At 58.7% G+C, this 22,021-nt stretch carries 27 protein-coding genes and 1 tRNA gene; 16 read left to right on the forward strand and 12 right to left on the reverse strand.

Features of this window, described 5'->3' with window-relative positions; translation table 11 throughout:
* The first annotated feature begins 170 nt into the window (after positions 1-170).
* From aroC to KW842_RS01800, 3 genes are all read left to right on the forward strand, one after another.
* Positions 171-1,280 (forward strand): chorismate synthase, encoded by a 1,110-nt coding sequence (gene aroC, locus KW842_RS01790; RefSeq protein ID WP_218302371.1) that lies wholly within the window; start codon positions 171-173, stop codon positions 1,278-1,280.
* Positions 1,281-1,283: 3 nt separating this feature from the next.
* Positions 1,284-2,435: an MFS transporter gene (locus KW842_RS01795; protein WP_218302372.1), complete on the forward strand. Its 1,152-nt coding sequence runs from the start codon at positions 1,284-1,286 to the stop codon at positions 2,433-2,435.
* Positions 2,436-2,713: 278 nt separating this feature from the next.
* On the forward strand, positions 2,714-3,232 hold the full coding sequence (locus tag KW842_RS01800) for a DUF4351 domain-containing protein (RefSeq protein ID WP_218302373.1): 519 nt from the start codon (positions 2,714-2,716) through the stop codon (positions 3,230-3,232).
* Positions 3,233-3,244: 12 nt separating this feature from the next.
* Here the strand turns inward: KW842_RS01800 and KW842_RS01805 are convergent, their stop codons facing one another.
* Together KW842_RS01805 and KW842_RS01810 are read right to left on the reverse strand one after the other, a co-directional pair.
* Positions 3,245-4,741 (reverse strand): HDOD domain-containing protein, encoded by a 1,497-nt coding sequence (locus KW842_RS01805; protein WP_218302374.1) that lies wholly within the window; start codon positions 4,739-4,741, stop codon positions 3,245-3,247.
* Positions 4,738-6,411, reverse strand: a complete 1,674-nt coding sequence (locus tag KW842_RS01810) for a bifunctional diguanylate cyclase/phosphodiesterase (RefSeq protein ID WP_218302375.1) — start codon at positions 6,409-6,411, stop codon at positions 4,738-4,740. The genes KW842_RS01805 and KW842_RS01810 overlap by 4 nt, the downstream gene beginning before the upstream one ends.
* A gap of 258 nt (positions 6,412-6,669) precedes the next feature.
* Between KW842_RS01810 and KW842_RS01815 the strand changes: the two genes are divergently transcribed.
* The 4 genes from KW842_RS01815 to KW842_RS01830 all read left to right on the forward strand — a co-directional run bounded on the left by KW842_RS01815 (position 6,670) and on the right by KW842_RS01830 (position 9,851).
* Positions 6,670-8,340: an isovaleryl-CoA dehydrogenase gene (locus tag KW842_RS01815; protein ID WP_218302376.1), complete on the forward strand. Its 1,671-nt coding sequence runs from the start codon at positions 6,670-6,672 to the stop codon at positions 8,338-8,340.
* Positions 8,341-8,393: 53 nt separating this feature from the next.
* Positions 8,394-9,044: a uracil phosphoribosyltransferase gene (gene upp, locus KW842_RS01820; protein WP_218302377.1), complete on the forward strand. Its 651-nt coding sequence runs from the start codon at positions 8,394-8,396 to the stop codon at positions 9,042-9,044.
* Positions 9,045-9,047: 3 nt separating this feature from the next.
* Positions 9,048-9,401 (forward strand): Hpt domain-containing protein, encoded by a 354-nt coding sequence (locus KW842_RS01825; protein ID WP_218302378.1) that lies wholly within the window; start codon positions 9,048-9,050, stop codon positions 9,399-9,401.
* A 246-nt stretch (positions 9,402-9,647) separates the two neighbouring features.
* Positions 9,648-9,851, forward strand: a complete 204-nt coding sequence (locus tag KW842_RS01830; protein WP_020703630.1) for a cold-shock protein — start codon at positions 9,648-9,650, stop codon at positions 9,849-9,851.
* A gap of 57 nt (positions 9,852-9,908) precedes the next feature.
* Here KW842_RS01830 and KW842_RS01835 read toward each other — a convergent pair whose 3' ends face one another.
* Positions 9,909-10,817, reverse strand: coding sequence for a LysR family transcriptional regulator (locus tag KW842_RS01835; protein ID WP_218302379.1), 909 nt, complete (start codon positions 10,815-10,817; stop codon positions 9,909-9,911).
* A 157-nt stretch (positions 10,818-10,974) separates the two neighbouring features.
* Here KW842_RS01835 and aceB point away from each other — a divergent pair, with 157 nt between their 5' ends.
* Entirely contained in the window at positions 10,975-12,567 is a 1,593-nt protein-coding gene (aceB, locus tag KW842_RS01840) for a malate synthase A (RefSeq protein ID WP_218302380.1), read from the forward strand.
* A gap of 70 nt (positions 12,568-12,637) precedes the next feature.
* On the opposite strand, the gene gloB is transcribed toward aceB, so the two are convergent.
* Positions 12,638-13,444: a hydroxyacylglutathione hydrolase gene (gene gloB / locus KW842_RS01845; RefSeq protein WP_218302381.1), complete on the reverse strand. Its 807-nt coding sequence runs from the start codon at positions 13,442-13,444 to the stop codon at positions 12,638-12,640.
* A gap of 20 nt (positions 13,445-13,464) precedes the next feature.
* Here gloB and KW842_RS01850 point away from each other — a divergent pair, with 20 nt between their 5' ends.
* From KW842_RS01850 to KW842_RS01865, 4 genes are all read left to right on the forward strand, one after another.
* Positions 13,465-14,241: a class I SAM-dependent methyltransferase gene (locus KW842_RS01850; RefSeq protein WP_218302382.1), complete on the forward strand. Its 777-nt coding sequence runs from the start codon at positions 13,465-13,467 to the stop codon at positions 14,239-14,241.
* Positions 14,234-14,674 carry a ribonuclease HI gene (rnhA, locus tag KW842_RS01855; protein ID WP_218302383.1) on the forward strand — a complete coding sequence of 147 codons (441 nt, stop codon included), beginning with the start codon at positions 14,234-14,236 and terminating at the stop codon, positions 14,672-14,674. Before KW842_RS01850 ends, rnhA begins: the two co-directional genes overlap by 8 nt.
* Positions 14,675-14,708: 34 nt before the next feature.
* A complete protein-coding gene (dnaQ, locus tag KW842_RS01860) occupies positions 14,709-15,434 on the forward strand; it encodes a DNA polymerase III subunit epsilon (RefSeq protein ID WP_218302384.1) in 726 nt (241 codons plus the stop codon).
* Positions 15,435-15,493: 59 nt separating this feature from the next.
* A tRNA-Val gene (locus KW842_RS01865) sits at positions 15,494-15,568 on the forward strand.
* A gap of 473 nt (positions 15,569-16,041) precedes the next feature.
* Here the strand turns inward: KW842_RS01865 and KW842_RS01870 are convergent.
* Positions 16,042-16,380: a hypothetical protein gene (locus KW842_RS01870; protein WP_218302385.1), complete on the reverse strand. Its 339-nt coding sequence runs from the start codon at positions 16,378-16,380 to the stop codon at positions 16,042-16,044.
* Positions 16,381-16,394: 14 nt separating this feature from the next.
* Here KW842_RS01870 and KW842_RS01875 point away from each other — a divergent pair, with 14 nt between their 5' ends.
* Positions 16,395-17,018, forward strand: a complete 624-nt coding sequence (locus KW842_RS01875) for a hypothetical protein (protein ID WP_218302386.1) — start codon at positions 16,395-16,397, stop codon at positions 17,016-17,018.
* A gap of 89 nt (positions 17,019-17,107) precedes the next feature.
* On the opposite strand, the gene KW842_RS01880 is transcribed toward KW842_RS01875, so the two are convergent.
* The 3 genes from KW842_RS01880 to KW842_RS01890 all read right to left on the reverse strand — a co-directional run bounded on the left by KW842_RS01880 (position 17,108) and on the right by KW842_RS01890 (position 18,904).
* On the reverse strand, positions 17,108-17,335 hold the full coding sequence (locus KW842_RS01880) for a hypothetical protein (RefSeq protein WP_218302387.1): 228 nt from the start codon (positions 17,333-17,335) through the stop codon (positions 17,108-17,110).
* A gap of 192 nt (positions 17,336-17,527) precedes the next feature.
* Positions 17,528-17,794 (reverse strand): translation initiation factor IF-1, encoded by a 267-nt coding sequence (gene infA, locus KW842_RS01885; protein ID WP_161006096.1) that lies wholly within the window; start codon positions 17,792-17,794, stop codon positions 17,528-17,530.
* An 828-nt stretch (positions 17,795-18,622) separates the two neighbouring features.
* Positions 18,623-18,904 carry a hypothetical protein gene (locus KW842_RS01890; RefSeq protein WP_218302388.1) on the reverse strand — a complete coding sequence of 94 codons (282 nt, stop codon included), beginning with the start codon at positions 18,902-18,904 and terminating at the stop codon, positions 18,623-18,625.
* A gap of 240 nt (positions 18,905-19,144) precedes the next feature.
* On the opposite strand from KW842_RS01890, the gene KW842_RS01895 reads away from it, so the two are divergent.
* On the forward strand, positions 19,145-19,456 hold the full coding sequence (locus KW842_RS01895; protein ID WP_218302389.1) for a hypothetical protein: 312 nt from the start codon (positions 19,145-19,147) through the stop codon (positions 19,454-19,456).
* A gap of 73 nt (positions 19,457-19,529) precedes the next feature.
* Positions 19,530-19,952, forward strand: a complete 423-nt coding sequence (locus KW842_RS01900; protein WP_218302390.1) for a hypothetical protein — start codon at positions 19,530-19,532, stop codon at positions 19,950-19,952.
* Between the two features lie 249 nt (positions 19,953-20,201).
* On the opposite strand, the gene KW842_RS01905 is transcribed toward KW842_RS01900, so the two are convergent.
* The 4 genes from KW842_RS01905 to KW842_RS01920 form a co-directional block, all read right to left on the reverse strand.
* Positions 20,202-20,447: a hypothetical protein gene (locus KW842_RS01905; RefSeq protein ID WP_218302391.1), complete on the reverse strand. Its 246-nt coding sequence runs from the start codon at positions 20,445-20,447 to the stop codon at positions 20,202-20,204.
* A gap of 5 nt (positions 20,448-20,452) precedes the next feature.
* The gene (locus KW842_RS01910) at positions 20,453-20,692 is read right to left on the reverse strand and encodes a hypothetical protein (RefSeq protein WP_218302392.1); all 240 of its coding nucleotides are present in this window, start codon (positions 20,690-20,692) and stop codon (positions 20,453-20,455) included.
* Between the two features lie 74 nt (positions 20,693-20,766).
* Complete coding sequence (locus KW842_RS01915) at positions 20,767-20,973, reverse strand: hypothetical protein (protein WP_218302393.1); 207 nt, start codon at positions 20,971-20,973, stop codon at positions 20,767-20,769.
* 236 nt (positions 20,974-21,209) lie between these two features.
* Positions 21,210-21,557 carry a hypothetical protein gene (locus KW842_RS01920; RefSeq protein ID WP_218302394.1) on the reverse strand — a complete coding sequence of 116 codons (348 nt, stop codon included), beginning with the start codon at positions 21,555-21,557 and terminating at the stop codon, positions 21,210-21,212.
* Positions 21,558-21,740: 183 nt separating this feature from the next.
* Here KW842_RS01920 and KW842_RS01925 point away from each other — a divergent pair, with 183 nt between their 5' ends.
* A complete protein-coding gene (locus KW842_RS01925; protein WP_218302395.1) occupies positions 21,741-21,947 on the forward strand; it encodes a hypothetical protein in 207 nt (68 codons plus the stop codon).
* Positions 21,948-22,021 lie beyond the last annotated feature (74 nt).

The following is a 22,021-nucleotide window of genomic DNA, read 5'->3' on the forward strand; positions in this document are numbered from 1 at the left end:
TCAGCGGCACGGTGCACACTGTTGTGCTAGTTGCATTGTACTTGTATCAAAAGAATGATATTTCGCCAAGTGAAACTTGCATTCGGGAAAATGCTGTGCAGCCATCCCGCCACACCGCGTCGGCTGGTAGAATGAGGGACTTTCCCCTTTTTTCCGAAGATTCTTTTCCTATGTCCGGCAATACTTTTGGCAAATTGTTCTCAGTAACTACTTTTGGTGAGTCGCACGGTCCCGCGATTGGTTGTGTGATCGATGGCTGCCCACCGGGATTGCCGTTGTCGGAAGCCGACATTCAGCCGGAACTGGATCGCCGCAAGCCGGGCACCTCGCGCCATGTCACGCAGCGCCAGGAGTCGGATACGGTGGAAATACTGTCGGGCGTGTACGAAGGTGTCACCACCGGCACGCCGATTGCCTTGCTGATACGCAATGAAGACCAGCGCAGCAAAGACTATGGCAATATCGTGGAAAGCTTCCGTCCTGGCCATGCAGACTACACCTATTGGCACAAGTATGGCGTCCGCGATCCGCGCGGCGGCGGCCGCTCGTCGGCGCGCCTGACGGCGCCGGTGGTCGGTGCGGCAGCCATCGCCAAGAAATGGCTGCACCAGCAGTACGGCACGGTGTTCAAGGGCTGCATGAGCCAGCTGGGCGAGATCGAAGTGCCGTTCCAGGACTGGCAGCATGTGCCGGACAATCCCTTCTTTGCCGCGACCGGCGACGCCGCCGTCATTGAGCGCATGGAAGCGTATATGGATGAGCTGCGCAAGGCGGGCGATTCCATCGGCGCGCGCATCGACGTGATCGCGCAGAATATTCCGGTTGGCCTGGGCCAGCCGATTTACGACAAGCTGGACGCGGATATCGCGTACGCCATGATGGGCATTAACGCGGTTAAAGGTGTGGAGATCGGCGCCGGCTTCAAGTCGGTGGCGCAGAAGGGCACCGAGCACGGCGACCCACTGACGCCGCAGGGCTTCGTCGGCAATAACGCCGGTGGCGTGCTGGGTGGTCTGTCGACCGGCCAGGACATCACGGTATCCATCGCGATCAAGCCGACTTCGTCGATCCGTACGCCGCGTCCGTCCATCGACAAGGCAGGCAATCCGGTGATGGTGGAGACCTTTGGCCGCCACGATCCGTGCGTAGGCATCCGCGCCACGCCGATCGCCGAGGCGATGCTGGCGCTGGTGCTGATCGATCACGCGCTGATGCACCGCGCACAGTGTGGCGACGTGCATGTGGCGACGCCGAACATCGCGCCGCCGGTTCACGGTTAAGCGGTGCCGGCACAAGCACTCAGCTTCGCCTTATTCCTCTTCTGCTACTACGCCCACGCGGGCACCTGGTCGACCTACGCGACGCTGTATTTTGCCGACAAGGGCATGACCGTCGCGCAAATCGGCGTGCTGATGTCGATGATCCAGGTGCTGCGCATCGTCGGCCCGAATGTGTGGGGCTACGTCGCTGATCATTACGACCGGCGCGTGCTGGTGCTGCGGCTGGCCGGCTTTGCCGCGCTGGTGGGGTTTTCCGGTTTTTTCTTCGGCAGCACCTTTGGCCACTTCATGCTGGCCATGGTAATACTCAACCTGTTCACCAGCGGCCAGGCGCCGATCTGCGAAGCGCTGATGCTGTCCGAGATGAAGGGCGACCTGACTTACTACGGCCGCATCCGCATGTGGGGCTCGATTGGCTTCATCATCTCGGTGACGCTGGCGTCCCTGGCGCTGGAATACTACGGCATCCTCACGCTGCCGTGGGTGGCGGCGGGACTGCTGGTGGCGACCATCCTGGCCGCGTTCCGCCTGCATGACGTGCCGCGCCGCACGCATAAAACGCCGCCTCCACCGTTGCTGTCGCTGCTGCGCCGGCGCGAAGTGCTAGCCTTCTTTGCCTCGACCGCGCTGATGGTGGCGGCGCACACCTCGCTGTACACCTTCTATTCCTTGTACCTTGAGCGCAACGGCTACAGCAAGACCGTGATCGGCGCGATGTGGTCGCTGGGCGTGCTGGCCGAGGTGCTGCTGTTCTATCACCAGGCGCCGCTGTTCAAGCGCTGGGGTGCGATGCGCATGATGTACCTGGCGCTGTCGATTGCGGTGGTGCGCTTCCTGATGATCGGCTTTGGCTCGCACATGCTGTGGCTGTTGATCGTGGCGCAGCTGATGCATGCGGCCACGTTCGCGCTGCACCATTCGTCGTCGGTGATGTCCTTGCAGCGCTGGTTCTCCGGCCCCTTGCAGGCGCGCGGGCAGGCGCTCTACATGAGCATCTCCTACGGCATCGGCGGCTCGCTGGGCGGGCTGTTCCTGGCACAGCTGTGGGAGCGGGCAGGCGCCGAGTCAGTCTATTACGTGGCCGCGCTGCTCACCGCACTGTCGGCGTTGGCGGCGACGCTGTCATTCCGCTGGCAGCACAGTGACGAGCATTAATCCGCATCAATACGCGTCCACATGGGGGAGCCATAAACTGCATTGATGCAGAACTCCACGCCACCCGCGCATTATGATTCCCCCTGGAAAAGCGCGTTGACACATGCTTTTCGCGACTTCATGACGTTCTTCTTTGCTGAGATTGGTGCGCAGGTAGATTGGTCAAAGTGGCCGCGTTTCCGTGACAAGGACCTGGCGGGTATCACTTTTGGAGGTGCTCCGGGTGGACTGGTAGTCGATAAGCTGGTTGAAGTCTGCTTGCGCGACGGCGCTTCACAATGCACACTGATGAGCTGCTGGCGTCGCACAATCCCTTTGCTTGGATTACGCTGGCCCATCTGCGTACACTGCAGGCTGGTCACGACGCGGATCGGCTGTATGCCGCCAAGTGGCATCTGACCAAACTACTGTACCAACACGGCTGGCGCAAGCAGCGCATAATTGTGCTGTTCAAGGTGGTTAACTGGATGATGGTTTTACCCGAGCTGCATCAAAGGCGTTATTGGCGGGCTATTCGCAGGCTTGAAAAGGAGCTGAAAATGGAATGGATCGATCCGGTGGAGCAATCGTTTATCGAAAAAGGCATGCAGAAAGGCTTGAAGAAGGGATTGCAGCAGGGGCAGCAGCAAGGCCTCAGGCAAGGGGCCGTGCTGTTGTTAGAGCGGCAGCTTGTTCGGCGGTTTGGGCCGTTGCCGGTGACTTTACGCTCCAGACTAGCGAAAGCAAGCATGGAGCAACTGGGAGAATGGAGCGATAAGCTGCTGGAAGCCCAGTCCTTGAAGCAGGTGTTTGCGTAAGCGCAATGCGCCCTAACGCGTCATTGCTTCCGGCGTGACGCCGTGGCGGCGCTCGACCGCGCGCATGACCACCGCGCGCATATCGTTCAGCAGCGAGAATTCGGTCTGGCTCAGCGAAATCGGCGGGAAGGATTCATCCCAGTCGCCATACAGGAAGCCCGCTGGCTGGCCGTTGGCGCAGAGTGGCAGGATCACAAAGCTGCGTGCATCTGCAAGCGAGCTGCGCCACCACAGCGGCAGTTTGGCGGCAAACTTGGCGTCACGCGCGTTTTCGATGAAGATCACGCGGTCGCTGTTGAGCGCAGCGTGGAAGACATTCGGCTCGTAGGCGTCGTCAAATATCATCGAAGACAGCAGCTCGCCGGTGCCTTCGCCGAAGCTGATCTTGGCGGCGTACTGGTTGTCCTTGCGGTTACGCACAAACGCCACTGCGCGCGAGAAGTCCAGGCCTTTGTACACCGTCTCCAACGCGATCTGCACCATCTGGCCAGGACTCGCGCTGTCGAGCATATCGCGCATGTCGGACAGACCGCTGAGCAGGATCTTGTTGCCGGCAGCGCGCTGACGCGTCTTGGCCAGCGCCTTGGCGCGGCGCTCTGCCGGGCGCGAGAGCGGGGCGATGCTCAGGTCGTTGGCGGCGATGACCTTGGCCTGTTCAATTGCATGCAGCAGGTTGGACGACTCCACGCCGAGCATGGCCGCATAGCTTTCGCTCAGCTGGCGGACTTTTTCCGCGCCGGCCGCGTCGTCATGCCACAGCGATTCCGCGCAGCTGGCAGCCATGGTGGACAGCGCGGCGATCCAGTCGGCTGGCGAGACTTCCGCACCGACGTCGGCCGGGTCCAGTTTGCGCATGCCGTTCAGCAGCGCCTTCGGCAGTCCCCAGTGCAGTGCCGCCGCATGGCCGATTTCTTCCAGGCTCAGGCCCAGCAACTCGGGCGCCGCATCTTCCGGCGTGCGCTGGCTTTGATCGGCAAGGCGCTGCAATTCATGCCAGCGCTCCGGCATGTAAAAGGTCAGCATCATCCGGCCCAGCGTATGCAGCATCGAGCAGACCACGGCCTCTTCGCCGTGGCGGCTTTCGGCGGTGTAGGCGATTTGTTGCGCCACAATGCCAGCCAGCACGGCTTTTTCCATTTCAATGTGGGCGATGGTGGTGTCGGCCGAGGTGGCGGCCAGTTCCTCGATCAGCTTCAGGCCCAGCGCCAGATGGCCAATGGCCTCGGTGCCCAGCACCAGCACCGCTTTCGACACGGTGTTCACATGCTGGCCGAAGGCCGAATACATGCCGCTGTTGGCCAGCCGTAGCACTTTTTGCGTCAGCACCGGATCGGACAGCACGGTGCGGGTCATATTGAATTCCTGCTCGTCCTCGCCGCGCATGGCGCCAAGAATGGCGGTAATGGCTTTGGCAAAGCCCGGCATGTCGCCGCGCCGGCGGGTGCAATCGCCCAGCTCGGTCAGCGTCTGGTTGCCGAGCGGCGTGGCGGCCTTGTAGCTGTTGATCATGGATGCCCCTGGCGCAGTTCCGCCGGCACCACATTGGCGTGGATGCTCTCCTTGAGCGCAGCCAGCGCCACATTCGCCGCCATCGGCTTGCCGGTCAGGTAGCCCTGGATGTACTGGCAGCCGCGCTGTTCCAGGTATTGCAGCTGCTCTTCTGTTTCCACGCCTTCCGCCACCACCGACAGGTCAAGGTGCTTGGCCAGGTCGAGCACGGCGTTGCAGATGGCGCCGTCTTTTTGCGAACCAGGCAGGTCGCGGATAAACGTACGGTCGATCTTCAGTACGGAAATCGGGAAGCGTTTCAGGTAGGCTAGGGAGGAATAGCCAGTGCCGAAGTCGTCGATGGCGATGCGCGCATTGCGCTCGGTCATTTTTGAGAGGATGGACTCGGCATGCACCGGATCGATCATCAGCGTGCCTTCTGTGATTTCTAAAACCAATTGCTCACCAAGTAGGCCGGAGAAAGCAATTGCATCGTCCAGCACATCTAAAAATTTGTCATTTCGGAACTGTCGTGGACTGATATTAACAGAGATATACAGGTTCCGCTTAGCAACTTCTTCGAATTGCTTGAGCTGGACGCAAGCCGCTTTCAGCGCCCAGGCGCCCAGCAGGTTGATCAGGCCATTGGTTTCGGCGATCGGGATAAAGCGCGCCGGCGGCACCATGCCCAGGGTAGGATGCTTCCAGCGCATCAGCGTCTCAAAGCCCTGGATTTCGCGTGTGTGGGCATCCACGATAGGCTGGTAGTACAGCAGGAATTCACCTTCGCGCACCGCCTGGAACATGGCGGCTTCCAGTGAAATATCATGCTGCGGCGGGCTGGTGTGCTCGGGGCTGTAGACCACGGCGCGCGCCTTGCCGGTTTCCTTGGCGCGCGACATGGCGGCGTCTGCCAGTGCCAGCAGGCGGATTTCGTCTTCCGCGTGTTGCGGATAGACCGCGACGCCCACCGAGGCGCCCATGTAAATGGTATGGCCGTCAATTTCAAACGGCGCCTGCAGCGTGGCGATCAGGCGCCCGGTGACCAGCTTGATCTGCGCTTCGGTCGCGGTGCCGGGCAGGATGGTGACGAATTCATCGCCACCGACGCGGGCCAGCGTATCGCTGTCGCGCAGCGTCTTGCGCAGGCGCTGCGCGGCCATGCGCAGCATGGCGTCGCCAACCGGATGGCCGAGGCCGTCGTTGACTTTCTTGAAGCCGTCGATGCCGATGGTGGCGACGGCGAAACCCTGGCCAGAGCGGCGCGCGTTGGCGATCACCATGCGCATCCGGTCCGACAGCAGCAGCCGGTTCGGCAGTTCGGTCAGCGCGTCGTGAGTGGCCATGTGGCGCAGCCGCTCTTCGGTGGCGTGCTGCAAGGTCATGTCGCGGCCGACCACCAGCAGTTCCGGCGCAGCGTCGGCGTTGTGATAAGAGGAGATGCGCAGTTCGTGCCAGATTTCGATATCGGGCGTCTTGATGCGGATTTCCAGCAGGCGTGGCGTGCGCGTTTCCAGCACCGCCGCCAGCGCTGGCGCCAGCTGGGCCTGATCCAGATCGGCAAGCAGCTTGCTGAACGCGGTGCCTACCAGCGGCGTCGCACTGCCGATGCGGGCAATTGCACGTTGGCTGGCAAACAGCAGCTGGCCTTGCTGATTCAAACGGAAAACAACATCACCAGCCTCTTCCATGAGGTTATCCAATTCCTGACGCGGCTGGGGTGTAACACTAGTTGGCATCGCGAAGACTATTTCTTTCTATTGGTGTCTATTTAAGCATGTAACAATCTGATGGCTCGAATCTTGCAAAACCAGAACGAAATGTATCACTGATGACAGTCAAATTGCATGGAAAATGGCAACATTGCAGTGACTTTTACATAATTATGTTGAGATTGGTCTAAAAGCGCTTTCATAATCCGTAGCGAGGTGGTTGGGAGGGAGGCAAAAATGCAGCATTTCGATACGCACGAGGTGAGCAATACCGTTGCTCCGCTGGAGAACTTCAACCTGTTTGCCGCCGATCCGGCGTTGCAGGAAGCGCTGCTGCGCGAAGGCGGCGCCGATGCGGCCGCGTCGCTGCACGCGCTGGGTGCGGAGCTGGGCAGGTCGGAGACGCTGGATTGGGCGCGGCTGGCCAATCTCTACCCGCCACAGTTGCACAGTTTCGATCGCCAGGGCAAGCGCATCGACGAGGTGGAATTCCATCCCGCCTGGCACAGCCTGATGGCGCTGCTGGTCGGGAACGGCGCCCACGCCTCGCCATGGCAGGGCGGCGCCGGCGCGCAGGTGGCGCGGACGGCCCGTTATCTGCTGTTTGGCCAGGTGGAGAATGGTTCGCAATGTCCGGTGACCATGACGTATGCGGCGGTGCCGGCCTTGCGGCAGGCGCCACGCATCGCGCGCAAATGGCTGCCGAAGATTTTATCCCATCAATACGACCCGCGCTCGCTGCCCATCGAGCAGAAGCATGGTGCGCTGATCGGCATGGGCATGACCGAAAAGCAGGGCGGTTCGGACGTGCGCGCCAATACCACCCATGCCGAGCCCGTGCCGTCAGCAGAGGCGCTCGCCTTGTTCGGCGAGGATGGTGAGGATGTATTCCGCATCGTCGGCCATAAATGGTTTTTCTCGGCGCCGCAAAGCGACGCACATCTGATCCTGGCGCAGACCGGTGCCGAAGGCCTGTCTTGCTTCTTTCTGCCGCGCTACCTGCCGAACGGCAAGCGCAATGCGATCCGCGTGCAGCGGCTCAAGGACAAGCTGGGCAACCGCTCGAATGCCTCGTCTGAAGTGGAGTTCGCCGGCGCGTACGGCTGGTTGATCGGCAAGCAGGGGCGCGGCATTCCGACCATCCTGGAAATGGGTAGCCACACGCGCCTGGATTGCATTCTCGGCAGCGCCGGTGCGATGCGTGCCGCGCTGACGCATGCGCTGCATCACGCACGTCGCCGGCTGGCGTTTGGCCGTCCGCTGGCCGAGCAGCCGCTGATGCAGAATGTGCTGGCCGATATGGCGCTGGAATCGGAGGCTGCGACCGTGTTCGCGATGCGGCTGGCGCGCTGCTTTGACGAAGCGGCCGATCCGGCCCAGGCCATGCTGGCGCGGCTGCTGACGCCGGCTGGCAAGTACTGGATCTGCAAGCGCGGCCCCGGCTTTGGTGCGGAAGCGATGGAGGTCGTCGGCGGTAACGGCTATGTCGAGGACGGCCCGCTGGCGAGGCTGTACCGCGAGCTGCCGGTCAACTCGATCTGGGAGGGTTCGGGCAATGTGATGTGCCTGGACCTGCTGCGCGCACTCGCCAGGTCGCCGGCGGCGTTGGAGGTGCTGGCGGCCGAGCTGGCCCTGGCCGGCAATGGCGACACCTGCTTCGTCGCCTATCGCAGCACCTTGCTGGCTGATCTGGCGCAACAGCAACAGCCGGACGAGTTCGGCGCCCGCGTGCGCGCCGAACGAGTGGTGCTGGCGGTGCAAGCCGCATTGCTGCTGCGGCACGCGCCGCCGTACGTGTCATCGGCGTTCGTGGCGTCGCGCCTCAAGCGCGAACCGGGCGGCGCTTACGGACGGCTGCCGTCGGGCGTGGATTGCGCGGCGATCCTGGGCCGGGCATTGGTGGAATAGGGCGCATGCCTAGTATAATGAGGCATATAACTACCTGAACACGAGCACACCTAATGAAACAAGATCCGCGTTTTCCTAAGCTGTTCATCACCGATCATCCACTGATTCAGCACAAGCTGAGCCACATGCGCGCCAAGGATACGTCGACCCGTACCTTCCGCGACCTGCTGAAGGAAATCACGCTGCTGATGGGCTACGAGATCACCCGCGATCTGCCGCTGACCACCCGCACCGTTGAAACCCCGCTGATGACCATCGACGCACCGGTGATTGCCGGCCGCAAGCTGGCCATCGTGCCGATACTGCGCGCCGGCATCGGCATGAGCGACGGCCTGCTGGATCTGGTGCCGTCGGCGCGTGTCGGCCACATCGGCGTGTTCCGTGATCCAGAGACGCATCAGCCTGTTGAATATCTGGTGCGTCTGCCGGACACCGCCGAGCGTACCTTCATCCTGTGCGACCCGATGGTGGCGACCGGCAATTCGGCCGTGCATGCGGTGGACGTGCTGAAAAAGCGCGGCGTGACCGACGACCAGATCATCTTCCTGGCGCTGGTGGCGGCGCCGGAAGGCATCGAAGTGTTCCAGAAAGCCCATCCAGGCGTGAAGATCTACTGCGCCTCGCTGGATTGGCACCTCAACGATCACGCGTACATCGTGCCTGGACTGGGCGATGCTGGCGACCGCATTTTCGGCACCAAGTAAATCATGGCGACTCCTGTTGATCCCGATTTCCGCGCCCGTCTGGCGGCCCTGAACGACAAGTTTGCCGCTACGGTGCCTGCCACCCTGGCCAAGATCCGCACCGCGCTGGACGCCTGCCTGGCAGCTGGCGAGCAGCCATCGCAGGATGCGCTGCATCAGCTGCACGAGGCGCTGCATGGTGTGGCGGGTTCCGCCGGCACCTTTGGATTTGCAGTATTTGGCCAGGAATCGCGCCGCGTCGAGCAGATGGTGCGCGCAGTGCTGGCGACCGGCAATGGTTGGGCTCCGGTGCCGCAGGAGGTCGAAAAACTGCTGGCATGGGCGGCGCGTGACGCCAAGGCCGAGACGTTTGAATGAAACGTGCGCTTGATCTAGCGCAAACTCTTTAAGATCAAGTTGTCTATAGTGACATTCACTGCCCTGCGCGAGCGCTTTCTGGTCAAAAAAAGATGCTTTGCATTTATTTTCACGAAAACGTGCTTTTCTCTCGTAAATGGGTATAATACGGGCATCGTTTAGATTCAAGAGTAGTACAGATTGTCTTTCTTGCCTCAAAAACGATATCACGGGCGCAAGCCCAAATTAACTGAAATAGGAATTGTAATGGCAACTGGTATCGTAAAATGGTTCAATGACTCGAAGGGTTTCGGCTTTATCACCCCTGACGAAGGCGGCGAAGATCTGTTCGCTCACTTCTCGGCGATTCAGTCGGCAGGCTTCAAGTCGCTGCAAGAGAACCAACGTGTTTCTTTCGAAGTAACCGCTGGCCCTAAAGGCAAGCAAGCTTCGAACATTCAGCCAATCTAATTCGCTGGATCTAACGATCAAGAAATCCTCGTTCCTCGAGGATTTTTTTTTGCCTGTTCACTTTGTCTTGCGCCAGTAATCCGGCAGTGCATAGCTGCGCCGCAGGAAATCGACGAAAGCCCGTATCCGCAAAGGCAGATGGCGGCGCTGCGCGAACACCGCATAAATATCATTGCCCGGCGCCGAGTACCCGTCCAGCACGGTTTGCAATTTACCCGCCTCGATCGCGCTACCCACTTCCCACATTGAACGCCACGCCAGCCCTTTGCCGGCCAGCGCCCATTCATGCAGCACCTGGCCGTCGTTGCTGGCCATATTGCCGTTGATCTTCAACACCACGTTCTTGCCATCCTCGCGGAAGGTCCAGCCACGCTGGCTGCCTTCGCTGCTGATCGCCAGGCAGTTGTGCCTGGCCAGGTCGGCCAGCGTCTTCGGCTCGCCATGGCGCTTCAGATAGGCCGGCGCGCCTACCACCACGCGCTGATTATCGGCCAGCTTGATGCTGACCAGGCTGGAATCCGGCAGGCTGGCGATGCGGATCGCTACATCGATGCCTTCGCCGACGATGTCGACCACGCGGTCGCTCATATTCAGCGTGGCCGTGACGTCACGGTGCTCGGTAAGGAAGGAGGGCAGCAGCGGGGCGACGTGCTGTCGGCCAAAGCCGGCCGGTGCCGAGATCATCAAATGCCCGCTGGCGTGCAAGCTGCGTTCGGCCACCGCCGACTCCGCTTCCTCCAGCTCGGCCAGGATGCGCTGGCAGTCTTCCAGGAAGGCGGCGCCTTCATCGGTCAGCGCCAGCTTGCGCGTGGTGCGTTGCAGCAGCTTGACGCCCAGCCGCGCTTCCAGCGCATCCAGCCGGCGTCCTATCATCGCCGGCGCGATGCCTTCGGCGCGCGCGGCCGCCGACAGGCTGCCTCTGGCGACCACCTCAACAAATGTAGAAATCTGCCTGAATTGCCCCATGCCGCTATGTCTCCGTCACTTTTTACTAAAACGCATAGATGAAGTGATTTTTAGTCTTGTTTGTATAACTAACGAGTGAATATACTTTATAAAAACACCGCAATGCAACAAGCATATAATGAGATTGATTCGTTAATATTTTTTACGGAGACTACACATGACGACCATTACTCTGCCAGCCGGCATGGAAATTACGGGTGACATCAAGCCCGGCTACGAAACCATTCTGACCCCGGACGCCCTGGCGCTGGTGGCCAAGCTGAGCCGCGAGTTCGAGTCGCGTCGTCAGCAGTTGCTGGCAGTGCGCGTGGAGCGCGCCAAGGGTCTGGACGCCGGCGAGCGGCCGGACTTCCTGCCCGATACCGCGCACATCCGCAACGGCGACTGGAAAATTGCGCCGATTCCGAAGGCGCTGGAGTGCCGCCGTGTGGAAATCACCGGCCCGGTCGAACGCAAAATGGTCATCAACGCGCTGAATTCGGGCGCGGACAGCTATATGACCGACTTCGAGGACTCCAACACGCCGAACTGGGACAACCAGATCACTGGCCAGATCAATATGAAGGACGCGGTGCGCGGCACCATCGCGCTGGAACAAAACGGCAAGTCCTACAAGCTGAACGACAAGGTTGCGACACTGGTGGTGCGTCCGCGCGGCTGGCATTTGGACGAAAAACACGTGCGGGTGGACGGCAAGCGTATTTCCGGCGGTATTTTCGACTTCGCGCTGTTCCTGTTCCACAACGCCAAAGAGCAGATCGCCCGCGGCGCCGGCCCGTTCTTCTACCTGCCGAAAATGGAATCGCACCTGGAAGCGCGCCTGTGGAATGACATCTTCGTGATGGCGCAGAAGGAAATCGGCCTGCCACAAGGCAGCATCAAAGCCACGGTGCTGATCGAAACCATCCTGGCAGCGTTTGAAATGGATGAGATCCTGTACGAGCTGCGCGAACACAGCTCGGGCCTGAACGCCGGCCGCTGGGACTATATTTTCTCGTGCATCAAGAAGTTCAAGCTGGACAAGGATTTCTGCCTGGCCGATCGCGCCAAGGTCACCATGACCGCGCCATTCATGCGCGCCTACGCCTTGCTGCTGCTGCGCACCTGCCACAAGCGCAACGCGCCGGCCATCGGCGGCATGGCCGCGCTGATCCCGATCAAGAACGATGCGGAGAAGAACGAGATCGCCATGGGCGGCGTGCGCAACGACAAGGCGCGCGATGCGAGCGACGGCTACGACGGCGGCTGGGTGGCGCACCCTGGCCTGGTCGACCTGGCCATGGCCGAGTTCAAGAAGGTGCTGGGCGATAAGCCGAACCAGATCGACAAGCAGCGCCTGGACGTGGAAGTCAACGCCGAGCAGCTGCTGGACTTTAAGCCGGAAGCGCCGATCACCGAAGCCGGGCTGCGCTACAACATCAACGTCGGCATCCATTATCTGGGCGCCTGGCTGACCGGCAATGGCTGTGTGCCGATTCACAATCTGATGGAAGACGCGGCTACCGCCGAGATCAGCCGTTCGCAAGTGTGGCAGTGGATACGTTCCAGCAAAGGCGTGCTGGAAGACGGCCGCAAGGTCACGGCCGAGATGGTGAGTGCGATGATCCCGGAAGAGCTGGCCAAGGTGCAGGCTGCCGCGCCAGGCGGCGACGGCCCGACTTATCCGCGCGCCGCCGAAATCTTCGAAAAGATGTCGACCTCGGAAGCGTTTGAAGAGTTCCTGACGCTGCCGCTGTACGAAGAAATCTAACAACGTCGTCCCCGCGCAGGCGGGGAGCCATACTCAGCATGGACTCCCGCGTGCGCGGGAGTGACGTGGGTTAGAAGTCATTCTTCCACAAGCGCAGCGCGGTGAAGGTCGCCAGGGGCGTGTCGATGCGATCGAGACGCCCGGCCTTCACCAGTTGTTCGGCAATCGCCGGTTCGCGATAGCGCAGGAAGGGATTGGTCGCCTTCTCGATGCCGATGGTACTTGGCACCGTCGGCACATCGTGCTCACGCTTGTCCGTCTCTACCTTTACGCGTTCTTGCAGCGCCACATTGTCCGGATCGACCACGCGCGCAAAGCGCAGGTTGGACAAGGTGTATTCGTGCGCGCAATACACTTTGGTATCCTCAGCCAGCGCCGCCAGCTTGCCCAGCGAGCTGATCATCTGCGCCGGCGTACCTTCAAACAGGCGGCCGCAACCGCCGGCAAACAGCGTATCGCCACAGAACAGCCAGGCCGGCTCATTGCCGTCCGCTTCGCGCACATAGGCAATGTGGCCCATGGTGTGTCCCGGTACATCCAGCACCGACAGCTTGAGCGCCAGGCCGGGCACATCGAAGGTCTTGCCTTCGCCGACCGGCAGCGTCACTGTAGTGATAGTTTCATTGCGCGGACCGAAAACAGGCACCTGATAATGCTGTAATAATTCAGGCACGCCACCGATATGGTCAGCATGGTGATGGGTGAGTAGAATGGCGGTGAGCTTGAGGCCGTTTGCTTTCAGCGCCGCCAGCACGGGCTTGGCGTCGCCGGGGTCGACCACTGCGGCGTGCGTGCCATCATGTATCAACCACAGGTAATTATCGCGGAATGCTGGAACCGTAAGAATACTGAGAGCTTGAGTAGAAGATATGGTCATTGGATTGCAAAAGGCTAAGCATGGATAAGGCGGGGGCGGAGAAATCCATTATAGCGCTGGAAGGCTGGCTGCAAACGCCCGCTGGCGTGTACATGCGCGCCTGGGAGCAAAGCTGTCTCGATAACTTGACCGCCGACATCTTCGGCTACAACGCGGTGCAGATCGGCATGCCGCAAATCGATGCGCTGGCGGCTAGCCGCATGCCCTACAAGCTGCTGGCCGACCGCAAGGTGCGCGCCGCTCAGCCCCCGTTGCGTGCGGTCGATGTGACGCTGGACTATACCGAACTGCCGTTCGCATCGCAGAGCATCGATCTGGTGGTGCTGCCGCATGTGCTGGAATTCTCCACCGATCCGCACCAGGTATTGCGCGAAGTCGAGCGGGTGCTGATTCCGGAAGGTCAGGTCATCATCTGCGGCTTCAATCCGGCCAGCTTGTGGGGTGCGCGGCATGTGCTGCGGCGCGTCGGCGGCACGTCGTTCCTGCCCAGGACGGAAGAGCTGATCTCTATGCCGCGCATGAAAGACTGGTTAAAATTATTGAATATGAGCGCCAGCCAGAGCCATATCGGCTGCTATGCGCCGGCCTGCCGCACAGAAAAATGGCTCAAGCGCTACGCCTTCATGGATAATGCCGGGTCGCGCTGGTGGCCATACTTTGGCGGCGTCTACATCATACAAGCGGTCAAGCGGGTGAAAGGCATGCGCTTGATCGGTCCGGCATGGACCAGAAAAACGGCCAACGCCCCGGTGGGCGTGCCGGTAACGAACAAACGACGGGAACAGCAGGATGGATAAGGTTGAAATTTTTACCGACGGCGCGTGCAAGGGCAATCCTGGCCTGGGCGGCTGGGGCGCATTGCTGGTGGCCGAGGGCGCCGAGAAAGAAATCTGCGGCGGCGCGCGCGACACCACCAATAACCGCATGGAATTGCAGGCGGTGATCGAAGCGCTGTCGGCTTTGAAACGTCCGTGCACGGTGGTGCTGCACACCGACAGCCAGTATGTGCAAAAAGGCATCAGCGAATGGATACACGGCTGGAAAGCGCGCGGCTGGAAAACCGCGTCCAAGGAACCGGTCAAGAACGAAGACCTGTGGAAGGCGCTGGATGCGGCGCAGCAAATGCATACGGTCGAGTGGCGCTGGGTACGTGGCCATAACGGCCATCCGGGCAATGAGCGTGCCGATATGCTGGCCAACCGTGGCGTGGAAGTGGCGCGCGGCCGCTGATATACTGTACCGCTGGAATTAATGACTGAACACTATGCGCCAAATCGTACTCGATACTGAAACTACTGGTATCAACCCCAAGCTGGGCAACCGCATCCTGGAAATCGGCTGTGTTGAGCTGAACAACCGCATGCTGACGGGGAATAATCTCCATTTCTATATCAATCCGGAGCGTGATTCGGAAGAGGGCGCACTGAACGTCCACGGCCTCACCACCGAGTTCCTCAGCGACAAGCCGAAATTCCGCGAAATTGTTGAGCAGCTGCGCGAATATATCCAGGGCGCAGAAGTCATCATCCACAATGCGCCGTTTGACCTGGGTTTCCTGAATCACGAATTCAAGCTGCTGAATTTGCCGGATTTCTCCGACCACATCGGCGGCGTGATCGACACGCTGGTGCAGGCCAAGGAGCTGCATCCCGGCAAGCGCAACTCGCTGGACGCGCTGTGCGACCGCTACGGCATCTCCAACTCGCACCGCAAACTGCACGGCGCGCTGCTGGACGCGGAGCTGCTGGCGGACGTCTATCTGGCCATGACCCGTGGCCAGAACAGCCTCGGCATGGATGTGGAAGAAGAAGTGGTCAATACCGGTGACATGCTGGAGCCGGTGGCCATGGCTGAGATCATTTTCATGCCGGCCTCGGAAGAAGAACTGGCAGCGCACGCCGACACACTGGCCGGGCTGGACAAGGCGGTCAAAGGGCAGTGCATCTGGACCGCATCGCTGAATCCGCCGGCCCCGGCCGAGGCGGCATAGATCAGCATGAGGGGCTCTTGCGCTTCCCGCAGGCAAGGTCTATAATGCTGGCACTCAACGGGAGGTTAGCTCAGGGGTAGAGCACTGCATTCACACTGCAGGGGTCGCAAGTTCGAAACTTGCACTTCCCACCAAAGAATTCCAAGTGAATCAATCACTTACCAAAAAAGCCGATCTTTAAACAGATCGGCTTTTTTGTTGGGTGTAATTTTTGGGTGCAATTTATTTCACGGTTGCTCGCCGGGAATGTAATCGTGTCCTTCCCAATGCGGGACTTCTCGATCTTAAACACCTCGCCTCGCCGCGCGCCGGTTAATAGCGCGCCACATATGGCGGCCTGGGCAACCGGCTACGATGCCAATCGACTCGGTATTGGGTTCGTTGCCATTGTGAGTGGCGAATATCATTAGGTTTTCATTTCAGACGAAGCGCTCGACGATCACTTCGGCGGCGATAACGCGAAAACGTCGGCTGCGCGCGGGAGTTGTTTGACACGCATCGAGCACGCATTGAGCTCGTAGCCAGTGCGCTGATCGACGGTGGGGCTGTGGGCGAGGTACCATCAAAACGGACGATTTCGCCTAAGCCGTCGACCATCTAGGACAGCTCAATCACGACTGGCGCTCGCAATAATTGGTGATTTGCCGTCGAAAATCGGCAAGCCGGTCTTGCCTGCCGCTTCAGCTGCCGCTTTGGGGCGCACCTGATCGTAATGCGCATCGCAGCAGAAGCCTTGCCCCATCCACAGGTGGTTCGACGGCCAGCCGCAGAAGCAGGCCTGGAACGGATCGGACTTGTTGGCGCTATACCAGCCTGCGCCTCCTTCGCCCACGGTTGGCTTTCTTCTTGTACGCTCACGGCCATCAGACTGCCCTCTACCCACGTCATCGCCACATCGGCAGCAGGCCTTTACCGGGGCCAGCTCGGTTTCGGTGTTTGCGCTCATGCTAAAATTTCCTCATGAAAATATTGAAATTGCTAGTCGGCGTATCTGTTGTAAGTTTCGTTGCGTTCTTCATCGGGTATTTTTCCGCTAAGTTCTACATCGCACCGCCTTCGACTAGTGCCGATTGCGCGGCTTGGGCTGGAGCGATGGGCACCATTGCTGCTTTCTTCAGCGCTGTTTGGCTAGCCACTGCTGCAGAGCGAAAGAACAGTAGGCAGGAGCATGCTCGCGCAGTTATTGCGGGGGCATCGATCATGCCAAGCATAGAGTTGATGTGTGATGCGCTCGAGTTGGTTGAAGTGATGCTTACAGCTGGAGTTACAGTATCTAATAGCGACTTTTCAGCGGAGTTGATGCGGATACTTTCGGTGCCTGCGGCTTGGGACCAGGACGACCTCCTTCCACTGATACCCATCCCAGAAAATGTTGCTGCTTCGTTGGCGCGGGCATCTTCAACATATTCGCAAGTGTTGGCGCAAGCCCAAGCCATCGCTCGATTCGAAAACGGTACGAATTCCGACCTGACGCTTATGTTCCAAACTTTGTTACCCGAACCACTAGGCAAGGTGCACACACGGCTTAAAAATGCGCGCACGGTGATCTTGCGCTTTGTCGACGCCGCGGAACCGCCGTTATAGTTGCGCTGCCATGAGTTTCTTCCTGTCATCGACCTTTACATCAAGATCCTGCGAAGGCCAGAGGTTGTCGGCGGCCAGCTGGACGACGTTCAAGCCAGTTTGATATGCTTGATGATGTTGGTGGTGTCGAAGTGCGCGAAGCTGCGCGAGAAGCCGCCGATGCGCGGGGACAGGAGGCTGACGGGAAGGGTAGGGAAGTAGCGCTGAGCGTCGGTAATCAGCCGCGCGCCTGGTGCAGGATAGGTTTTCTCAGAATCGACCAGGATCGCAGCGAGAGTTCGGCGGTTGACGGTGATAATCGCGGCAGAATATTGCATTCAGGAATTATGTCAGAGCGCAACATTTTTCTATAGCTTACGGGTGAGCACCATGCAAACCGTAACGCATTGACATCCTATATCCAGGAAGAGCGGAGGCGACGCCGCGCGCGTTGCTGCAGTCGTGGCGCATCGGTGTCACCCTCAACTGCAGGTCAGTCGTCAGCTACTGCACGTTGCTATGGGGCGAACTCAGCGCCTGTTTCGGAAGTTCGGGCGAGAGGCCGTTGCTCTGGGCGAGTCGATATGACGGAACGTGATCCGGCCCTTGCTTAAATCGTATGCGGACAGTTCAAGGGTGACGCGGTCTCCGGCAAGGATACGGATGAAATTTTTTTTCATGCGGCCAGCGGTGTAGGCAATTAGATTGTGGCCGTTTTCCAATTCGACGCGGAAACGACTGTCGGGCAGGATGTCTTGGACAACGCCTTGCATCTCAATGAGTTCTTCTTTTGCCATGACTTAGCCCCCTTGTACGAGGTGGATTTGTCGAGCTTGTCCACCGAAATCTGAGTTGGCGAGCTTGTACGAGACAAGCTTGTGTTCAAGCGAGCCTGCTGGCTGCGCTTCAACGAAATCACTGATGTTGGCCATGACATCATAGCCACCGGCATTCGGCCTGATCTGGCCTATGCCTTTTAACCTGCTAAACCAATGGATAGTTCCTGTATGTGTACTGATATGCTTCTCCTGGCTGTGGACGAATGAGCCCAACTCTAAAGTAGAGCCATAGGTCGAGAATCGGACAGGAATGGGCTAAGCCTAAACAGGAAGGAAACAGGACGGTGACAAAGTACCGAGGTTGGACGTCCAGTGTACAGCAAAAGGTTGTATTAACCTAATAACGCATATATGAGGACCTTCATCGCTGGAGCACAAACCGAACCGCCCTTGTGGTGGTCTTTCTATTTGAGCGTCTAGTTGCGGCTTCAAAGAGCGCCTATTGCTGGTCACCGCCATGGATTGGATCTGACTGACGCCGCCGGCTAGTAGAAGATAGGACGCGTAGCGCGATTGGCGTCGGGATACCGTGCTCGACTAAGTAGTTCCACGCTGCAACCGAGCCATGTAAATCATCAACCACTAGCCCATGCTCTATCGTCTGCGACATGTCGAAATCAGTACGCATTTTCATGGCGTTCCTCTTGGCTCGTTGGAATTGCTCGGTTCAAGTTGGCACAACGATATTAATGTGGCTAGCGAATTCTAAGCTGTGAAAAATTTATCGAACCTGCGTTAATCCCGAAGCCACCGCAGAGGATGAGACCTCAGGGCGGCAATGGCACTTCACTGTGCTGGCGGCGGGCTGCGGAATCTGTTCAGCCGATCATGCGCCAGTTGCGCCGCATTTTGAATGGTAAGTTCACGCGCTGCGTGGAACTTCGCAAGCAGCTCACGGAATAGATTGGTTTTGTCCAGATTGGCCCGCAGATCGGATTCTTCGAAATCCAATACGAACATTGTCTCCATAGCGGTCAGGCCTGTGAAGACAGTTTTACCGTTTTCGTCGATCACCAGCACGCCGGCGCCGAATAGTGCGGCGCGCGTATCTTCTTCAAACTGAACCATAGGCCCTCCAATTTTTGTTAGCGCAATCTTATTGATTTTAGATCGCAAGGTAGCGAATGCAAGCTCGACTGGACTACAGCAAACTGCTCAGTTGTTTTTATGTGCGCGCAGTTTAGTCGGAAAGAGCGCTGCCCACCGAAGCCGCAGGCCGTCGGTTCGACTCCTGGCGCGCACCAGTTCTCCCGTTCATCCCTGATGGGCCTTTGCCGCCTCCAGGAGGCTTTTTTATTCGAGGTGACCATGCGCGACATCATGACGCCGCACCAAATCTACCCCGCGCTGCAGGTGCTGCTCGGGCTGCCTGATCACTGCATCTCGTTCGAGCTGCGCGTGGCGGCGGGCCAGGCCGGCGTTGCCATCACCTGCGAGCATTACGTCGCGCTTGACGCTCCGGGCCTCAAGCGGTTGGAGTCGGCTTTCAGCGAGTACGAGTTGGTGCACAAGCCAGCGCGAGTGACTGAAGAGTGGATGATACCGTGGGGTGTTGACCGCCCCCGCGCCGGTGCAGTGCGTGCCGAACTCCCGAGCACGGCCCCCTGGCCATACAAATGAAGTGCGCCGCCAGCGGCTAAATCCGCGTGAATTGCGTTGGTAGTAAAATGCAATTTTTACTGCGGAGTAATGAATGTTACGTATTGCAACGTGCGCACTCGTCGCTTTGGTTGTTTCTGCATGTGCGACGTCCCCAGTGCCAGTTAGCCAGGCTTCGCCCATTCCTAGTTCAAGGCTATTTGCTTTTCAAGAGAAGAATGAAAAGCGGACCGTTTCTATTTCGGTGACGCGGGACTCTGGCATGTTAGGGGTTGTCTGCCCAATTGCCTTGACTATCAATAAAGTCAGTGCGGCCAGGCTCAATGCAGGCGAAACTGGGAAGTTTTATCTTGAACCAGGGGAGGCTGTTTTAACCGTCGAGAAAACGGATAGCTGCGCACTGCCCGGCGAGCACGGGGCGACGCTAACGGTCAATCTCCGTAAAGATGACCGGAAGAATTTCAGAATCTGGCGAAAGCCAGGCCAACTCATCGGAATCGAGACGTCCGATATGTGAAGTACATTAGCGACCAGCTTCCCACCAATAGCTGATCGAAACAGCGAGGCCGCCCGGGCAAGCTGGCGGTTTTTTTTATTGCCGCGCGCGGAGCAGCAAGCGATCCGCCGGCGGTCTCGGGCATCAAGCCACTGCGTGCATGGGGCGCCACACCTGAAATATACAGGCTCAAAATTGACCTGGCACGGGCTGCGAGATGAGTTCAAGTTCTGAGAGTCCGCAGCGGGCGAGTAGTGGACTCTCTACAGGTCAAAAGGTTGGCGCACGCCAGAGGTGAATGAAATTGCCATCAGCTTTGGCTTCACTCTCTCCATGCTGTTCACTCACCGCGCTCTGGCGCCTTAACTCTGGTTCTGCCAGTACCCTCAGGATGACCTGCTGAGGGACGGCATAGTATTTCATATAGGCCCAGGCGGTAGCAGCACCTTTAGTGGGATCAAGGGCAATACCACGGTTGACCATGCATGCCATTTTTGCATCGGTTCTGGTGTACATGATAATCAGCTAAAAATCTGCTTGAGGCCGATCTTGATGTCTTCGGTTGCCAAGGCAACTCCCCAGTCGCAAGCCGCGTCATGGGTTTGGCGTCCGTCGGTCTCGGGCGTACTCCAATGGGAGATTACTTCGTTCCCCTTTTTAATTTGGTAATCGGGGTACCAAAGTGCTCCACGCAAACTGGCAGCTACTTCGATATCGAACCCATCGTACGATGAGGCGCGCACTCCTACTCTGCTGTCCATATGGACTCCTTTGGAATTGGTGAGACTCGCTGCACTACTGCGGCCAGTCTCATAGGCCAGTAGTGGTTTTTGAACTAATTCTTAAAGCGCTCGACTGTCTTAAAAGCTGCAATCGTTTTGGAGCGCGCTGTGTTTACGCGTGTGAAAAGGTCGGGCGCAAGAAGTGAGTACTTTTCGATTTTGGCGCATTGAGCTAACTCGTGGGCCATCTCGTGTTCTTCGGCCGCCGCAATTGCGTAGGCGCGAAAGGCGTCGATTCCTTCTTGGCTATAGGTATGCATATTTGCCTCATGGTTTTGCACATCGCTTGGCATAAACCAAAGTGGCTACCGCATCAGAATCGGTGTACCTACAGCATATGGAGGCGATTAATATGTTTGCAAGAGATGTTACATTACTTGATTTAAGTCAGGCAACATTGGCTTCACTCGCGCGCTGCATTTGCGCGTCACGGCTAGCATGACCGCACCGATCCCGAATGAAACACGCAGGCACGGCACGCTGGAATCTCGCCGCGTTAAGGGGCGCGTGCGACGTTGATGCTTGTGATCGATATCGCCACCGGATCGCTGGCCGGGAAGCTGTCGGCAAGTGCCTCATCCAACAGGGCTTCGGTTTGTGTTCCTAAGGCTCCTGCCCGGGACAGGCAGACAGTGGCATGCGCTGCGGCGTGTTTTTGGCGGAGATGAGAATAGATGTTTTGGTGTGCCGCAGTTTGCCTATCATTGAATGTTTTTTGATAAAGAAGAACGAATTTCGATTCGCGAGACGTCAGCCCCACAAGGCTTTCGTGTCCATTGGCATCATGCCAAAGTGAACCATCAGTACTAAGTTGAGCACGTTCCGCAATATTGAGGTTGAGCATGGCATCTCCGATCGACTGTGAAGCCGAACCTGCCGGCCCCATATTAGGTAAGCCTCCAATCCTATGCGCATACAAGTGGACGTGGCGCGCAGTTAGAAGGTGGCGAACGGCGCTTGCTTCAGTTCCTAAGGTGTTGGTCCGGGGTGCAAATCCTCGTCGGGGCACCAGTTCTCCCGTTCATCGTTGAAGGGCTTCGACGGCATCGAAGCCGGCGAAGCCGCGCGCAAGGCGCTGGAAACCGTGAAGAGCCTGTCCGCCGGCGATCTGAAAACTGCTGCCCGGTCTGGCGTTGATGATCGAGTACGAAGAGGTCCTCGCGGCCGTTTTTTTCAATTGCTCGCTGCCGCAGGTGGAGCCTCATCTTTTGAATTTACCGTTCAGGCGCGTTAATCAGCGGTTCGTCGCATAGATCACCAAGCGTATGTATTTCTCGCTATAGTGCGGCTTGCTCCATCTTATTGAAA

Source organism: Duganella sp. sic0402, assembly GCF_019219065.1.
Lineage (GTDB): Bacteria > Pseudomonadota > Gammaproteobacteria > Burkholderiales > Burkholderiaceae_D > Rugamonas.

What these genes read in the sequence shown, in the direction of transcription:
- aroC (WP_218302371.1), top strand. Translation starts at nt 171, where the DNA reads ATGTCCGGCAATACTTTTGGCAAATTGTTCTCAGTAACTACTTTTGGT.
- KW842_RS01800 (WP_218302373.1), top strand. Translation starts at nt 2,714, where the DNA reads ATGCACACTGATGAGCTGCTGGCGTCGCACAATCCCTTTGCTTGGATT.
- KW842_RS01805 (WP_218302374.1), bottom strand. Translation starts at nt 4,741, where the DNA reads ATGATCAACAGCTACAAGGCCGCCACGCCGCTCGGCAACCAGACGCTG.
- KW842_RS01810 (WP_218302375.1), bottom strand. Translation starts at nt 6,411, where the DNA reads ATGGAAGAGGCTGGTGATGTTGTTTTCCGTTTGAATCAGCAAGGCCAG.
- KW842_RS01815 (WP_218302376.1), top strand. Translation starts at nt 6,670, where the DNA reads ATGCAGCATTTCGATACGCACGAGGTGAGCAATACCGTTGCTCCGCTG.
- upp (WP_218302377.1), top strand. Translation starts at nt 8,394, where the DNA reads ATGAAACAAGATCCGCGTTTTCCTAAGCTGTTCATCACCGATCATCCA.
- KW842_RS01825 (WP_218302378.1), top strand. Translation starts at nt 9,048, where the DNA reads ATGGCGACTCCTGTTGATCCCGATTTCCGCGCCCGTCTGGCGGCCCTG.
- KW842_RS01830 (WP_020703630.1), top strand. Translation starts at nt 9,648, where the DNA reads ATGGCAACTGGTATCGTAAAATGGTTCAATGACTCGAAGGGTTTCGGC.
- KW842_RS01835 (WP_218302379.1), bottom strand. Translation starts at nt 10,817, where the DNA reads ATGGGGCAATTCAGGCAGATTTCTACATTTGTTGAGGTGGTCGCCAGA.
- aceB (WP_218302380.1), top strand. Translation starts at nt 10,975, where the DNA reads ATGACGACCATTACTCTGCCAGCCGGCATGGAAATTACGGGTGACATC.
- gloB (WP_218302381.1), bottom strand. Translation starts at nt 13,444, where the DNA reads ATGACCATATCTTCTACTCAAGCTCTCAGTATTCTTACGGTTCCAGCA.
- KW842_RS01850 (WP_218302382.1), top strand. Translation starts at nt 13,465, where the DNA reads ATGGATAAGGCGGGGGCGGAGAAATCCATTATAGCGCTGGAAGGCTGG.
- rnhA (WP_218302383.1), top strand. Translation starts at nt 14,234, where the DNA reads ATGGATAAGGTTGAAATTTTTACCGACGGCGCGTGCAAGGGCAATCCT.
- dnaQ (WP_218302384.1), top strand. Translation starts at nt 14,709, where the DNA reads ATGCGCCAAATCGTACTCGATACTGAAACTACTGGTATCAACCCCAAG.
- KW842_RS01870 (WP_218302385.1), bottom strand. Translation starts at nt 16,380, where the DNA reads ATGAGCGCAAACACCGAAACCGAGCTGGCCCCGGTAAAGGCCTGCTGC.
- KW842_RS01875 (WP_218302386.1), top strand. Translation starts at nt 16,395, where the DNA reads ATGAAAATATTGAAATTGCTAGTCGGCGTATCTGTTGTAAGTTTCGTT.
- KW842_RS01880 (WP_218302387.1), bottom strand. Translation starts at nt 17,335, where the DNA reads ATGCAATATTCTGCCGCGATTATCACCGTCAACCGCCGAACTCTCGCT.
- infA (WP_161006096.1), bottom strand. Translation starts at nt 17,794, where the DNA reads ATGGCAAAAGAAGAACTCATTGAGATGCAAGGCGTTGTCCAAGACATC.
- KW842_RS01890 (WP_218302388.1), bottom strand. Translation starts at nt 18,904, where the DNA reads ATGGTTCAGTTTGAAGAAGATACGCGCGCCGCACTATTCGGCGCCGGC.
- KW842_RS01895 (WP_218302389.1), top strand. Translation starts at nt 19,145, where the DNA reads ATGCGCGACATCATGACGCCGCACCAAATCTACCCCGCGCTGCAGGTG.
- KW842_RS01900 (WP_218302390.1), top strand. Translation starts at nt 19,530, where the DNA reads ATGTTACGTATTGCAACGTGCGCACTCGTCGCTTTGGTTGTTTCTGCA.
- KW842_RS01905 (WP_218302391.1), bottom strand. Translation starts at nt 20,447, where the DNA reads ATGTACACCAGAACCGATGCAAAAATGGCATGCATGGTCAACCGTGGT.
- KW842_RS01910 (WP_218302392.1), bottom strand. Translation starts at nt 20,692, where the DNA reads ATGGACAGCAGAGTAGGAGTGCGCGCCTCATCGTACGATGGGTTCGAT.
- KW842_RS01915 (WP_218302393.1), bottom strand. Translation starts at nt 20,973, where the DNA reads ATGCATACCTATAGCCAAGAAGGAATCGACGCCTTTCGCGCCTACGCA.
- KW842_RS01920 (WP_218302394.1), bottom strand. Translation starts at nt 21,557, where the DNA reads ATGCTCAACCTCAATATTGCGGAACGTGCTCAACTTAGTACTGATGGT.